This is a genomic window from Geofilum rhodophaeum, assembly GCF_002210225.1.
In the GTDB taxonomy this organism is placed as follows: Bacteria; Bacteroidota; Bacteroidia; order Bacteroidales; family Marinilabiliaceae; genus Geofilum; species Geofilum rhodophaeum.
This window is the reverse complement of the sequence record NZ_MWUJ01000004.1, coordinates 269,340-283,915: the sequence shown is the minus strand read 5'-3', so window position 1 is coordinate 283,915 and position 14,576 is coordinate 269,340. Positions and strand designations below refer to the sequence as shown.

General features: G+C 50.9%; 8 protein-coding genes. 1 reads left to right on the top strand and 7 read right to left on the bottom strand.

Translation table 11 applies throughout. The features are described 5' to 3' along the window. Positions 1–17 precede the first annotated feature (17 nt). Positions 18–419 (bottom strand): helix-turn-helix domain-containing protein, encoded by a 402-nt coding sequence (locus B4W65_RS06245; protein WP_088654265.1) that lies wholly within the window; start codon positions 417–419, stop codon positions 18–20. A 4-nt stretch (positions 420–423) separates the two neighbouring features. Beyond that, complete coding sequence (locus B4W65_RS06240) at positions 424–966, bottom strand: hypothetical protein (RefSeq protein ID WP_146697724.1); 543 nt, start codon at positions 964–966, stop codon at positions 424–426. Positions 967–1,448: 482 nt separating this feature from the next. On the opposite strand from B4W65_RS06240, the gene B4W65_RS06230 reads away from it, so the two are divergent. Then, positions 1,449–2,759: a methyl-accepting chemotaxis protein gene (locus B4W65_RS06230; protein ID WP_088654262.1), complete on the top strand. Its 1,311-nt coding sequence runs from the start codon at positions 1,449–1,451 to the stop codon at positions 2,757–2,759. A gap of 111 nt (positions 2,760–2,870) precedes the next feature. Here B4W65_RS06230 and B4W65_RS06225 read toward each other — a convergent pair whose 3' ends face one another. The 5 genes from B4W65_RS06225 to B4W65_RS06205 all read right to left on the bottom strand — a co-directional run bounded on the left by B4W65_RS06225 (position 2,871) and on the right by B4W65_RS06205 (position 14,575). Further along, a complete protein-coding gene (locus tag B4W65_RS06225) occupies positions 2,871–3,266 on the bottom strand; it encodes a bacteriohemerythrin (protein WP_088654261.1) in 396 nt (131 codons plus the stop codon). Between the two features lie 312 nt (positions 3,267–3,578). Further along, entirely contained in the window at positions 3,579–5,918 is a 2,340-nt protein-coding gene (locus tag B4W65_RS06220; protein WP_088654260.1) for a glycoside hydrolase family 3 N-terminal domain-containing protein, read from the bottom strand. A 158-nt stretch (positions 5,919–6,076) separates the two neighbouring features. Next, positions 6,077–8,950, bottom strand: coding sequence for a PAS domain S-box protein (locus B4W65_RS06215; protein ID WP_088654259.1), 2,874 nt, complete (start codon positions 8,948–8,950; stop codon positions 6,077–6,079). 126 nt (positions 8,951–9,076) lie between these two features. Continuing rightward, entirely contained in the window at positions 9,077–10,195 is a 1,119-nt protein-coding gene (locus B4W65_RS06210; protein ID WP_088654258.1) for an efflux RND transporter periplasmic adaptor subunit, read from the bottom strand. Positions 10,196–10,201: 6 nt separating this feature from the next. Continuing rightward, positions 10,202–14,575 carry a CusA/CzcA family heavy metal efflux RND transporter gene (locus B4W65_RS06205; RefSeq protein WP_240509496.1) on the bottom strand — a complete coding sequence of 1,458 codons (4,374 nt, stop codon included), beginning with the start codon at positions 14,573–14,575 and terminating at the stop codon, positions 10,202–10,204. Position 14,576: the final 1 nt, after the last annotated feature.

Here is a 14,576-nt window from a genome sequence, read left to right as displayed (position 1 = left end):
CGTGGCAGACCGAATGCTTACGTTTTATCGGCTATGGGTACTGACCGGTTCCGATTGATGTTCCCTGCGGAGGAAAAGTTCCCTACCGGTACATTGATTGAATTCTCGCCTTTAAAAACTTCTATAAGTATTACCCCTAAAACATCTTCAATTTTAGCGATGGTTTCAAGTGTCAGATTTTCTTGACCTTTTACCACTTTGTTGATATACTGAGGAGATACACCCATCTTTTCAGCAAGGCTTTTCTGAGTCATTCCATTCAGGGGTTTTTGCTTTCTTATTTCGCGCAAAATCCTTACAGCAATCTGAAAAGAACGTTTCGCCCATGTTTTATTTGTTTGCCTTTTTTTTGCATCATCAATCCATTTTGAGGATTCTTCTGATGCAATCTGTGTGATGTTTTCTATTGACTTGGTCATGACTTTAAATTTCGGTTTCTTCTATTAAACTCTCAACTTCAACAATCCCTTTACTGAGAAGAAATTTCCTGCAGTGATTAATTTTATCCAGTTCCTGCATTGTGTGGGCCCGTTCCTGCATGGTTCTTGTTAATTTGATGGTCCCACCAGTGATGATGTAAACATTTTTGTCAACTCTGAGCGCATATAGTCTGAGCCAGTTTTGCCGTGCTTTACATTTATTTAATTGAAGTATTTTTGTTTGTGAATTGTGCAAAGGTTTGAAAATTTGTTCCAATCCCTTTAACTGTTCTGATGAGCTTTGTTCTGATAGTAAGAGTAATCTTTGTTCAAGATATTCAGCATCTTCGTATGTTTCAAATATTGCGCCCTCAACACTGAATGTACCATAATAGCCATCTGTAAGATCTGACTTATTGTTTTCAAAAAATGCTTCCAGGTGTTCAGGGTCGGCCCATAAATTAAAAATGCGCCTAAATTCATCTTCTGATTCACCATTATATTTAAAAGCAAATAATTTTTCTCCAAAGATACGGACTATTTCCATAAAATCAACCTGTAGGTTTATTTTTTTTGTGGACAAGATTAAAGGAATTATGTATGTGTCTAATTTACATATTTGAACAATAGCATCAAAACACAAAAACTCCGTCACAGTTTTTTGCTAAAAGTTCATGAAATGAACCTCTGTTACCCCCGCCCCTCAAACTGGAGGGTTTCCCTCATTGTTAATGGTTAAAAGAGTATTAGAATGGTATACTTTTGGGTTGAAATAAACAGTCTTTTGCAATTGACATTTTTTGGGTGTTTTTATCGAATTCAATCGACAAAAATGTTTGAGTTTTTGGAAACCAGAATGCCCGGCAAAAGAATTTTGTATGGACAGGATGTAAGGTTGCTGCAGATGATATGTCAACAGATTTGCTTATTTGGTCAAAAAGCACCAACCTCTCTGGGGTCGGGCCGTAGCTGTTTGGGTGGAAGCCTTTATTTTTGTGGCTTCATCTACTATAACCAAAACCAAAAATTATGACCAGTTTTTTAGTGAGCAATGGCATCAGCATTGCTCTTGCCTGTACGGCTGCAGGACTTCTGTTGAATCGTTTTTTCAGGAAGTCGGTCTTTGTGCGTGTAGGCATAGTGTGGTGTTTTAATTTGCTTTTCCTGATGTTTATGACCGGGGTAAAGTACAAGTTTTTTGAGGAGAACACCCTTGTAAGTGCTTCCATTACTTTTATCAACATTTTTGTGAGCGTGCTGTGCTTTTACTATGCTTCCAATTGGGTGGTTAGGCCTCTGGGTGCTGCCATTACCAAGCTGAATCAGTTGGCCGAGGGCGATCTGGAACTGGAGTTGGATGAGCGACAAATGCACGACAAACACGATTTGGGCATCTTATTGCTGTCGATCGCCAAGCTGAAAAACAATCTCTCGGAGATAATGACGGCGGTTCAACAGCGCAGTATGTTGTTGTTTGCCTCTGGCAAGGACTTAAAGGAGGTAGCGGGACAGTTGTCCGAGGGGGCGAGCGAGCAGGCGGCCAGTGCCGAAGAGGTGGGTTCTTCGATGCAGGAGATGGCTGCCAATATTCATCAGAATACCGATAATGCGCAGACTGCCCGTAAGATTTCTGAGGAAATTCAGGCGGGCATCGGTGAAATGGAGCAGGCCTCTCGCATCAATCTGGAGGCTTTGCGTACCATTAATGATAAAATAAAGGTGATCAACGATATTGCTTTCCAGACCAACATATTGGCCCTTAATGCTTCGGTGGAGGCTGCACGTGCTGCGGAGCACGGTAAGGGCTTTTCGGTGGTGGCCCAGGAGGTGCGCAAATTGGCTGAGTTGAGTAAGCAATCGGCCGACGAGATCACTGCTTTGGCTGCTTCTACTTTGTCGTCGACGGAACAGGCGGCGGTGTTGATGGAGGCTTTGTTTCCGGAGATTGAAAAGAGTGGAGTTTTGGTTCAGGAAATTGCGGCCGGGAGTATGGAGCAGGCTGCAGGTGCCGACCAGATCAACACTTCGGTTCAGCATTTGAATAAGATTACGCAACAAAATGCGGCGGCCAGTATTCAAATGGCGACCGGGGCCGAAGGCTTGAATGTGCATGCTCAGGAGCTTCGTGCCTTGTTGGCGCTATACAAGTTTGGAGGCGTGACCGAAGATTTGTCGGTGGCGAGCCAGGAAGTTCCATCGGAAAAGGCAAGCATTAAGAGGGAGAAACAGAAGTCTGTTGCTCTTAAGCCTGGCTCTACTGCGGCTGTAAAGCCGGTTGTGGAGAAGAAAAAAGGCTTGCAAGAATTGGAAATGGAGTTGGCCGAGTATGAATCTTTTTAAGCCTTGGATTTGAGGAAGAAGCTTAAAAAGGCCCTGCAACAAAAGTAAATGTTGCAGGGGCTTTATTTTGATCTGATTTACGCTGTAGCTGGGATCCCATTGTATCATTGGCTATTCTTTTTCGTTGAAATCCGCATACTTCTGGTCAACGCCTTTGATGTGGTTGATCAGCCAGGTCTTTAAGAAGTTGGTTACTTCCAGTGATAATACCATCTTGTCGTCCTTAATTCGTTGATGGTATTCGGTGATCTTAGCTTCGTAGAAACGGTGCTTTTCCTGGTGCTCTGCCAGATTGGGGTAGTTGATGCTTTTCATATACTTTTCCTCGCTGGCAAAGTGGTACTTGGTATAGTCCAGCATGGCGGTAACCAGCTCCAAAAGTTTTTCTTTTGGCTTTTTGTCCATTAGTCCCTGATAGAAATTATTCAGGATCTCGATCCATTTTTGATGTTCGGCATCGAGGGTTTCGTTTTTAACCGATAAGTCGGCGGTCCATTTTACAGGCATTGTCCTAGATTTTTGTGGTTAATAATTGATGTGAATATACGTGTTCTGTTGAGTGCTTGTTGCTGTTTTGATTATTTTTTGTTGCTGTTTTGAATCATCAGCGGATGTTCGAACAGTTGCGTTCCATTATCGGAGTGTATGATGTGGAGCAATTGGATGAAAGGTCACGCGCAAAAGCTCGATGCTGAGCTTGGTGAGTTTTTGAGGGCGCAGAACTTTAATGGATTTTAATAGACTATTGTTGAACCTGCTTTAAAAAGCCTGCCGGGGTGCATCCCGGCAGGCTTTTTAAGTATTGAGGTTTGCTGATGATCAGCGGTTGGGACTGTCCCACTTATGGGTGGTGGTGCAGCTGAGTGCCAGCTGCTGGTCGCCCACGTTGATGTGGAAGTCGCCCGCTTCCAGTACCCATTTGTTGTCGGGACCCACAAAGGCCAGGTCGGCGCCCTTCAGTTTAAGGGTGAGCGTTTTGGTCTCCCCGGGTGCCAGTTCAACTTTGTCGAAGGCACGGAGGCGGCGCACATCGGGGGTAAGTGAGGCCACAAGGTCGCTGCTGAACAACAACACGCTTTCTTTGCCTGCTACTTTGCCGGTGTTGCTTACGTCGACAGAGAACTCGAGGATGTCGCCAGCTGTAAAGGTGTTTTGGTTGACTTTCAAATTGCTGTAGCTGAATGTGGTGTAGCTGAGGCCGTGTCCAAAGGGCCATTGCAGCGAGCGGGCTGCGGTGTAATTGTAGGCCCCTTCCATGGTTGCCGACTCTTCGCTGGGCTTGTAGTCGTAAGTGGTCAGTGAATTGACTTCGAGCGGATAGGTGAAGGGCAGCTTGCCACTGAAATTGGCATCACCGCTGATGAGCTTGGCCAGGGCATCTCCGCCGGCGTTGCCGGGCAGCAGGGTATGCACCACGGCACTGGCCAGGGGCTCAATGTCTTTGATGATGCGGGGGCGTCCCTGATTCAGAATCAGCACGATGGGTTTGCCTGTTTTGGCGAGGGCTTTGACCAAATCGAGCTGGTTGGCAGAGAGGGTCAGGTCGGTCAGGTTGCCGGGTGTCTCGCAGTAGGAGTTCTCGCCGATGCAGGCGAAAATTACGTCGGCAGCCCTTGCTGCGGCAACGGCTTTGGCAATTTCCGGGGTGTTTTCTTCCCACCAGTTGCCCTGGTGGTTGTAGGTCACGCCCGGCTCGTAAATCACGTTGGCGGCACCAAATTTATTGGTGAGTCCCTCCAGAATGGTGTTGTGTTCGGTAGCAAACTCATCGGTCCGATGCCCTTGCCAGGTGTAAGTCCACCCACCATTGAGGGTGCGCATGGAGTTGGCGTTGGGACCGGTGACCAAAATCTTTTTGCCTTGGCCGAGGGGAAGTATCTGGTTCTCGTTTTTGAGCAGCACCATTGATTCTTCTGCGGCCTGTACCGCTACCTGGTAGTGCTCTTCACTGGCAAAGAGGGGGAAGTCCTCATGGTTGTACACCGGTGTTTCGAACAGGCCAAGACGGTATTTGAGGCGCAGTACGCGACGAACGGCGTCGTCGATGCGACTCATAGGTACTTCGCCTTCTTCTACCAGCTCTTTGAGCAGGATGCAGTAGTCCCAGTTGTAGGGCTCCATAGCCATGTCGATGCCGGCATTGATGGCCATTTTGATGGCCTCTTTTTTGTCGGCCGCCACCTTCTCTCGGGTGTAGAGGTTGTTGATGTCGGCCCAGTCGGTAACAATCATACCGTCCCAGCCGAGGTCTTCCTTGAGCCATTGGGTCAGCAGCTCGTAGCTGGCGTGCACGGGCATGCCGTTGACCGATCCCGAGTTGACCATGATGGTGAGGGCGCCGGCTTTAACGGCCTCCAGGAAGGGGGCAAAGTGCTTTTCGCGCAAGTCCTGCTCGCTGATGATGGAAGGGGTCCGGTCTTTACCGGACACCGGTACGCCGTAGCCCATGTAGTGCTTCATCGATACGGCAATTTTTTCTTTGCCGATGTTGTTGGGGTCTTCGCCCTGAAAACCCAGGACGGCCTGGCGACCCATTTCGGCATTCAGATAGGCGTCTTCGCCATAGGCTTCCCACATGCGGGGCCAGCGGGGATCGCGTCCCAGGTCCACCGTCGGGTTGTAGGTCCAGGGTACACTGCTGGCCTTGGTCTCGTAGGCGGTGATACTGGCGGCCCGGTGCACCAGGTCGCGGTTAAAGGCTGCAGCCATATTGATGGGCTGGGGAAAGATGGTGCCGCCCATGGTGTAGGTGGTGCCGTGATTCTGGTCGAGACCGTAAATGCAGGGAATGCCGATTTCGTCCATGGATTTTTGCTGGATCACGGTGATGATTTCCTGCCATTGCTCTTTGGTTTTGGCTACGGTGCCGGGGGCATTGAGGATGGAGCCGACCTTGTACTTTCCGATAACGGTGTCCAGCAGGGCCTCGTTGAAGGTAAAGGTGTCGGTGCCGCGGGTGGCGGGATCCCACATTACGTCGATTACCAATTCGGTCATCTGGCCGATTTTTTCTTCCAAAGTCATTTCTTTAAGCAGGGCTTCTACCTTCTGCTCAATTTCGGCATTGGCCGGAATGACCGGATCTGTCTTGGGCGGAGTTCCGCAGGCAGCCAACAGCAAGGCTGCTGCGCTTGAAAACAGTAACTGTTTGATCTTCATGGTGTGAAAATGTTAAGTGGTTGTGTTAGTCAACCTGTTTTTAATACTTCAATGCCCGCAAGATAATTAATTAGTGTAAAATACACAATAAGTAAATTGGGGCCAAAGTCCTACAGCAAGACGGTCGGGTTTTGGTTGTGGGAGGAAGGGGGGAGGAACTACATCCCGGCCAGTGTGTTCAGTCGCTGCAGCAGCAGGCTGGCTTTAACCGGTTTGGTGAGGTATTCGTTGCAGCCGGCATCCAATGCCGCCTGCTCGTCGCCCGCCATGGCGTAGGCCGACTGGCCAATGATCCATACCTGGTTGCCCGAGGCCCTGATTTGTCGTGCCACTTCCAGTCCGTTGAGGTCGGGCAGGCGGATGTCGAGCAAAATGACATCGGGTCGATGTTTTTCGTTCATTTTCAGGGCTTCACGTCCATTGGTGGCCTGGAACAGGTTAAAGTTGGGCTCGTTCAGTACTTCGCGGTAAAAGAGTTGGTTCACCGGATCGTCTTCAACCAGCAGGATGTTGAGTTCACCGGGTGCTCGCTCTTCTTTTTCGGAATCGGCTGTTTGCTGATCGGAGGAGGCGGCACTGACTTGCGCCGGGATGGAAAATTCGAAGCAGGCGCCCTGGCCCTGTTCTGAATGCAGGGTGATTTCTCCCTGCATCAGCTCCATCAGTCGCTTTACTATGGCCAAACCAAGACCGGTCCCCCCGTAGTGTTGGGAAATGCTGTCGTCTTCCTGGGCAAAGCGGTCGAAGATCTGTGCCTGCCGATCGGGGGCTATGCCTTTGCCGGTATCGGAGACAAAGAAGGTGATGCTTGCCTCCGTGATTTTTCTAATGCCGAAAGCGATTTCTCCCTGATTGGTAAATTTGATGGCATTGTCGAGCAGGTTGGTGAAGATTTGCGTGAGCCGGTTTTCGTCGCCCTTCATCAACATATTCTGCGGCGGAAATTCTGCGCGCAGCTTAATCTGATCTTTTTGCACATCCACCAGACGTTTTTGGTAAAGAATGTCGAGCGAGTTGAGGGTGTGCAAGAGATTGAACTCGCGGTGTTCAATGGTCAGCTGACCGGCATCCATTTTGGATATGTCCAAAATGTCGTTGATCAGTTGCATCAGACTGTCGGCACTGCGGTTGATGATGGCCGCATAGTCTTTTCGCTTGTCGGGAGGTGGCAGTTCTTCGCCGGTAAGGAGACTGGTAAAGCCCAGTATGCCGTTGAGGGGGGTACGTATTTCGTGACTCATATTGGCCATGAAGGCCGATTTCAGGAGGTCGCTCTCTTCGGCTCTTTCCTTGGCTTTCACCAAATCTTTCAACAAGCGCTTTTTGTCGGTAATGTCGTGAATAATGGCGTAGAGGTAGGCCACTTCGAATACATCTACTCTGCTGGTGAAAATCTCTACATCGCGCACCTGACCGTTGGCCAGTCGGTGTTGTACCTCAAAGTGCATGCTGCTGCCTTGTTTAACACTCTGCATGATCTCCGCGACTTCTTCGGGCGCCATGGTGTTGATCTCTCGAATGTTCATATTCTCCAGCTCTTCCATGCTCCAGCCATAAAAATTGGCAGCCGCTTTGTTGGCCGATATGATTTGTCCCGTATCAGGATTTAGCAGCATGTGAATGGCCGAATGGTTTTCGAAGAGCTTACGGAATTTTTCTTCACTTTTCTTTAAGCGCTCACGGGCCTCCACGGCTTCGGTGACATCCTGAATGGTGCCGATCATTTTAAGGGGGTGGCCGGCAGCATCGAGTTCCAGCTCTCCGTGGCCGTGCACCCAGCGTATGGTTTCATCCGATTGGCGAATGATGCGGTATTCCTTGTTAAAGGGCTTGCCTTTTTCTATAACTTCCTGCATCAAATGGGCTTGCATTTCCTCCTGCTGATCGGGATGCACCAGCTTTAGCCACGATTCGGCATTTTTGGTGAAGTTTTCATCCACTCCAAAAATCTGATTCAGAGCAGGAGAAGCCGTCCACAAGTTGTTTTTGATGTCGAACAAATAGGAGCCCACCTTCCCGGCTTTCTGCGATTCGCGCAAAAAGTACTCCTTTTCGCGCAATTCTTTTTCGTAACGATGGGCTTCGCTTTGATCGCGGAATACCAGGACCACCCCGGAGGTGTTTCCCTGCTCGTCTGCGATGGGTGCTCCGCTGTCGGCAATGGGCAGTTCTCTGCCGTCGCGCGCCAGAAGTAGGGTGTGGTTGGCCAGACCGACAATTACGCCTTCTTCAAGCACTCTTCGGACGGGTGATTCGACTTGCTTGCGGGTATCTTCGTTCACTATAGCGAAGACTTCCTCTATGTCCTTGCCAAGGGCATCTTGCTCACTCCAGCCGGTCAGTTCCTCGGCCACCATGTTCATCATGGTGATGTGCCCCAGATGATCGGTGGTTATCACGCCGTCGCCTATGCTGTAGAGGGTGGTTCTTATCTTCTGCTCGGAAACCTTTAGTTCTTTTTCACCGATGATTCGTTGTTCTTCCCGTATAAGCATGGCTGCGATAAGCATGAAAGCGGTGGGAAAGAGCAGCAGAACAGGAAACCAAATGTGATGGAGGGCCTGCAGGGCCTGCGTCCAGGGGTTCAGCAGCTGGCTGACCAGCATGGCCAGGGAGACGAGCAGACCGATGAGGAAGAGGCGGGATAATTTCAGCTGCAGGACCTGGGAACGGTAGTAGTGGCGCAAAGCCAAGCCGGTGAGTGCACACAGTATTACGGTGCTGACCCCGGCATAAACGCCCGGTCCGCCCAGGTAAATACGGTAGGCGCCAGACAGTAGGGCAGAAAGGAGGGCGGGCAGCCATCCACCAAACAGACCGATCAGGCCCAGTATAATGGAACGGCCATCGTAAAAAATGCCTTTTTGAAATTCAAAGGGCAGCATCATACCGGCAATGGCTGCCAGACCGAACCACAGTCCGATGACCACCTTAAAGCTGCGTGGTTTGTTTTGCAGTTGCTGCAAAAAGAAGCCGTAAAAGCTGGTAAGGGCAATTAGTAATACCAGGTTGTGGATTAAACTGATAGGCATGGGGTATGGCAGTTGGTTTAAGGCAAGCAAGTTAAAGAAAAAAGTTCAGTCTCGTTTTTTTTTTAACTAAATATTAAGGGTGGTAAGTCGGTCTTGTTCGAAGGGTTATCTTAAAACGGGGACACTTTACAGCACCAGATTGTAGAGGCCTGCGGTAAGGAATTGCCCCTGGACAGGGCCGTCCAGTATTTCGGTGTGGCTTTTGTATTGTCGCCCGGTTTTTATGGGTGTGGGGACAAAGTGGTAGCCTTCATCGTCCTGCTTTTGCAGCAGAAGAACGACGGGGCCTGCTTCCGTTTGTAGAATGGCTTCGGAAGGCAGGGCTTGAATGCTGTCGCTTTGGGTGACAATGGTGGCGCTGATGAACTGGTCGGCAATGGCCCCTTCGGGGAGCGGACCGCTGAGGGTGGCATAACAGTCCACCGCCCTGGATGCCTGATTAACGGCCGATCCGATGGCGTGGAGCCGGGCCTGGTAAAGCAAGTCGCTGTGGGCCAATCGATAGCGCACGCTTTGTCCCTCGCGCAAGTCCGCCAGGTCCTTGGGGAAGATGTTCAGCTGCAGTTGCATGCGCTCAGCGTCTATTACGGTGGCCAGCGCTGTGCTGCCGTCGGTATGGGTGCCAATATTGGCTTGGAGTCCCGACACCCTGCCACCGATGGGGCTTTTTACCGGGTAGCTGGCATAAAATTCGCCTGCTTCAATTTTTTGGGGGGAGAGGCCCAGGGTTTCTATCTTTAATTTTAGTCCCTGATAATGAGCGCGCGCCACCAGGTAGGCGCTTTGGGTAGCTCGGTATTCTTTTTCGGCACTGACCTGTTCCTGAAAGAGGGTTTGTGCGCGTTCAAATTCACTTTTTAGTCGACCATATTCGGCCGCTGCTTCGGCAAAGTCTTTTTGCAGATCAATAACGGGCGTGCCACCCACTTCGAAAAGGCTTTGTCCGCCCCTTACTGTTTGACCGTTTTGACAGGAGATGCTTTGAATGATGCCGGGCAGGGGGGCATTCAATAAGGCTTTTCCATTGGGCCGGGCTTGCAGACTGCCGTTGCAATCGAGGTTCTGTTCAAAAGCGATGGTTTGGATCCGACCGATTTGCATCCCTTCCTGGGCAAATTGTTGGGGGGCAATGCGCAGCTCTTCCTCTTCCTGACTTGTTGTGGAAGGGGCCGCAGATGGACCGTTGCAGGCGGTTATAATAAGGTGGGCGATGCCCAAAAGGGCTATTGTTTTTAGTGTATTCATGGTGCTTTATTTGTTGAGGTAGTTGAGTTCGAGTGTCAGACTGTTGTAGTGCAAAAGCTGGTCGAGGTAATCGAGTTGCAGTTGCAGGGCCGTTTCTGTGCTGGCGGTCCATTGATAGTAATCCAGTTCTCCGTTTTCGAAACCGACCTGAGCACTGCGCAGTAATTCCTGGTAAAGGTTCAGCCCTTCTTTTTGGTAATACTCGATTTGCGCTTTTACTTGTAGTTGGGTGTTGCGCAGCTCTTGTTGTTTGGTTTTCAGGGCTTCGCTTAGGTAGGCGCCTTGTTGCAGGCTGGCATCGTGGGTGAGTCGGGCCGACTTTATGCGTGCCTTTTGGGCATGGAAAAAGAGGGGCAGGGCCACACCTACTTCAAAACCGTGATAATTCTCGGCGCCTTCGAAGGCATTGCTGCCTATGAAATATTGCAGGGAAAAATCGGGCAGGAGTTTGTTCCTTTCAATGCGCAACTCGTTACGGGCAAGGTTTTGTTGACTTTGCATCAGTTGGTAGGTGGGACTGGTTTCGGGGTCACGGGGACTGTACTCAAGTAGGGGGATTTGTGCGCTTACGGTATAGTCTTCGGCATAGGCGGTGAGCAGGTTTAACTGTCTGCGCGCGGCTTGTTGCTGATTTTGTATGCTTTGAAGGCGGGTTTGGAGTTGTTGCTGACGTGCCTTAAGGTTGAGCAGGGTCAGGCGATTGATGTCTCCCTGTTGATGTCTCAGTTCCATCCCATTGAGCAGTTGGCGGTACATGCTGTCGATTTGGAGGTAAATGGCTGCTTTTTGATCCAGTACCTGTACGCTCATGTAGGTCTGACTCACTTCTCGAATTATTTGCTCTTTTTGCAGACTCAGTCGATGCAGGGCCATACTGTGGGCCGTTTGTCTGGCGCTGCGTTCGGCGCTGTAAAGACTTGGGAAACTCAGTTCCTGCGAAAGGCCCCATACCTGCAGGGGGTGCCCGTTTTCGGCAATGTTGTTTTGGTCGCTGCCGTAACTGAGGGTGGTGCTTCCCAGGTCCCACCCTGTAGCAATAAGTGCTTCTTTTGCTGCCGTATTCAGACTTTGTGCTTTTAGTTCGAGGTTGTTCTCCAGAGCCAGTTCCACGGCACGCTCCATACTCAATTCAGTGGGTGCTTCCTGCGCCCGGCTCGTAACGGCCGGAAGGAGCAGCAAGAGCAGCAGAGCTGACGATTTGCTGCGGATGATGCGGAAGGGGAACAGTTGTATGCCTTTTATTTTGTAGAATATCTCAAACAGCAAAGGCAGGGCAATCATGGTCAGCAGGGTAGAGGTGAAGAGTCCCCCAATAACGACCGTGGCCAGTGGCCGCTGCACTTCGGCACCGGCACCGGTCGACAGGGCCATGGGTAGGAAGCCCATGGCTGCCGCTCCGGCGGTCAGCATTACCGGTCGCAGGCGGTCGCGGGTCCCCTGAATAATCAGTTCCCGCATACTCAGCTCCTTGCTTTCCTTCAGCTCTTTTAAATGCTCAATAAGCACTATGCCGTTGAGTACGGCAATACCAAAGAGGGCAATGAAACCCACTCCGGCCGATACGCTGAAGGGCAGGCCGCGCAACCAAAGCAGCACTACACCACCTACGGTGGCCAGGGGGATGGCAGAGAAGATCATGAGGGCGTCTTTCATAGATTTAAAGGCAAAGTGCAGGAAAATGAAAATCAGGAGGAGGGCCACGGGGACTGCTATGAGCAGGCGATTGGTCGCATTTTCAAGGTTCTCGAACTGGCCGCCATAGGCAATGTAGGTGCCGGGTTCCAGCTTTATGTGGGTGTCGATGCTGCTGCGGATGTCTTCCACTACGGATTGCAGGTCGCGGTTACGCACGTTAACGGCTACCACTACGCGGCGGTGGGTGTTTTCTCGCGATATTTTGGCGGGTCCTTCGGTGTAGTGGATGTCGGCCAACTCAGAAAGGGGCAGCAGGGAGCCGTTGGGCAAGGGCACTTGCAGGCGACGAATGTCCTCAATGTCGGTTCGACTTTGTTGGTCAAAGCGAAGCACCAGGTCGAAGCGTCGTTCGCCCTCGAACACCACGCCGGCTGCTTCTCCGCCAAAGGCGGTGGCTACGTAGCGGTTGAGCGTGGAGAGGTCCACCCCGTGCCAGGCAATCTTGCTGCGGTCGTAGTCGATTTTTATCTGGGGAAGGCCCGCTGTTTTTTCCAGAATAACATCCCCGGCACCGGGGATGCCGGTAATCAGATCTTTGATTTCATTGGCTTTTTGGTCGATGTATTCCAGATCCTCCCCAAATACTTTAATGGCAATGTCGGATCGTACTCCGGTAATTAATTCGTTAAAGCGCATTTCAATGGGTTGGGTAAACTCGTACTCGATGCCGGGAATGACCATGAGCGCTTCTTTGAAGCGCTCGGCCAGTTCCTCTTTGTCGCTGGCCGTGGCCCATGTACTTCGGGGCTTGAGCTTGATGATCATATCGATCTCTTCCATCGACATGGGGTCGGTGGGCACTTCGGCGGCGCCGATGCGACTGACGATTTTTTCCACTTCCGGAAATTTTTCCAGAAGGATCTGCTCCATGCGGGTTGTAGTCTCTATGGTCTTGGTCAGGGAGGTGCCTGTTTTTAACACGGGTTGAATCACAAAGTCGCCCTCATCGAGGGTGGGCACAAACTCGCCGCCCATGCGACTGAAAAGAAAGCCGGTCAGGAGTAGCGACACCAGGGCGGCGCCCAGCACAATGCGTTTGTGGTCGTAGGCCCAGTGAATGGCCGGCGAATAGGATCGGTGGGCCAGACCCATAAACCAGTCCGACAACCCCCGCTTTTTAGAAGCCGAAGGTTTTAAAAATAGGGAGGCCGCCACCGGCACCCAGGTAAGCCCCATAATCATGGCGCCAATGATGGCAAAGCTGAAGGCCATAGCCATGGGTTTAAACATTTTTCCCTCTACGCCCGTCAGGGATAAAATGGGGATGAAGACAATCAAAATGATGATTTGCCCAAAAATGGCCGACTTCATCATTTTGGTAGCGCCCTCGGCAGCCACCTTGTCCATAAGACTCTGGCGCTGGTCGGGGCTGCCCACGCTCAGTTCTTTTTGTCGCAGGGCCATGCGCAGCACAATGTATTCTACAATGATTACGGCTCCGTCGATGATGATGCCAAAGTCGAGCGCGCCCAGACTCATCAGGTTGGCATCGATGCCGAAGAGGTACATCATGGAGATGGTAAAGAGCAGGGCCAGGGGAATGACCGAGGTGATGACCAGGGCCGAGCGCCAATTGCCCAGGAGCAGCAGCACTGTGAGCATAACAATGAGGGCCCCCAACAGTAAGTTTTCAATTACGGTGAGCGAGGTCTTGGCCACCAGGTCGCTGCGGTCCACAATCGGGTTGATGTAAACGCCGTCGGGCAGGTTTTTCTGGAGTTCGGCTACCCTGCTTTTTACTTCGTTGATGACCTGGCGGGAGTCGGCATCCTTCAGCATCATGACCTGACCCAATATGGTTTCTCCCTTGCCGTCGGCGGTAATGGCGCCGTAGCGGTTGGCGTGGCCGATTTGCACCCTGGCTACATCCTTGAGCAGAATGGGCGTGTTGTCGGCATTTTTTACCACCATATTTTCGATGTCCTGTATCGACTTGACCTGACCGTCGCCCCGGATGAAGTAGCTTTGGTTGGTCTTTTCGATGTAGGAGCCGCCCGAAATGCTGTTGTTGGCTTTCAGGGCTTCAAAGACTTCCATCAGGGTCAGGTTCATGGCCGAGAGTTGCACCGGGTCTATGGCTACCTCGTATTGTTTCAGAAAGCCGCCCCAACTGTTGATCTCTACTACACCGTGGATGCCCGAGAGCCTGCGCTTGATGACCCAGTCCTGAATGGTTCGTAAATCGGACGCCGTGTACTGGTCCTCATAACCTTCGCGCACATCCAGGGTGTATTGGTAAATTTCGCCCAGACCAGTGGTGATGGGCCCCATTTCGGGCTCGCCAAAACCTTCGGGAATGCTGGCTGCGGCGCTTTTTATTTTTTCGGCAATGAGTTGTCGGGGCAGGTAGGTGCCCATATTTTCGTCAAAGACAATGGTTACGAGCGAGATGCCGAATTTCGACACCGAGCGTATTTCCTCGACACCCGGAAGGTTGGCCATCTCCATTTCAACCGGAGCGGTGATGAATTGCTCAATTTCCTGAGTAGAAAGGTTTTGTGAGGTGGTGATGACCTGCACTTGGTTGTTGGTGATGTCGGGGACGGCACCTACCGGAATGCGGGTGATGGCATAGAGTCCAAACCCCACAATGGTAAGGGTGAAGAGCGCAATGATCAGCTTGTTTTTGATGCTGAAATCGATGATTTTCTCCAACATAGCTTCAGGTTGTTCGATGAAATTCAAA

Excerpts from the sequence above, each read along its gene's own strand:
- B4W65_RS06210 (WP_088654258.1), bottom strand. The coding sequence starts at position 10,195 with ATGAATACACTAAAAACAATAGCCCTTTTGGGCATCGCCCACCTTATT.
- B4W65_RS06230 (WP_088654262.1), top strand. The coding sequence starts at position 1,449 with ATGACCAGTTTTTTAGTGAGCAATGGCATCAGCATTGCTCTTGCCTGT.
- B4W65_RS06245 (WP_088654265.1), bottom strand. The coding sequence starts at position 419 with ATGACCAAGTCAATAGAAAACATCACACAGATTGCATCAGAAGAATCC.
- B4W65_RS06220 (WP_088654260.1), bottom strand. The coding sequence starts at position 5,918 with ATGAAGATCAAACAGTTACTGTTTTCAAGCGCAGCAGCCTTGCTGTTG.
- B4W65_RS06215 (WP_088654259.1), bottom strand. The coding sequence starts at position 8,950 with ATGCCTATCAGTTTAATCCACAACCTGGTATTACTAATTGCCCTTACC.
- B4W65_RS06225 (WP_088654261.1), bottom strand. The coding sequence starts at position 3,266 with ATGCCTGTAAAATGGACCGCCGACTTATCGGTTAAAAACGAAACCCTC.
- B4W65_RS06240 (WP_146697724.1), bottom strand. The coding sequence starts at position 966 with ATGGAAATAGTCCGTATCTTTGGAGAAAAATTATTTGCTTTTAAATAT.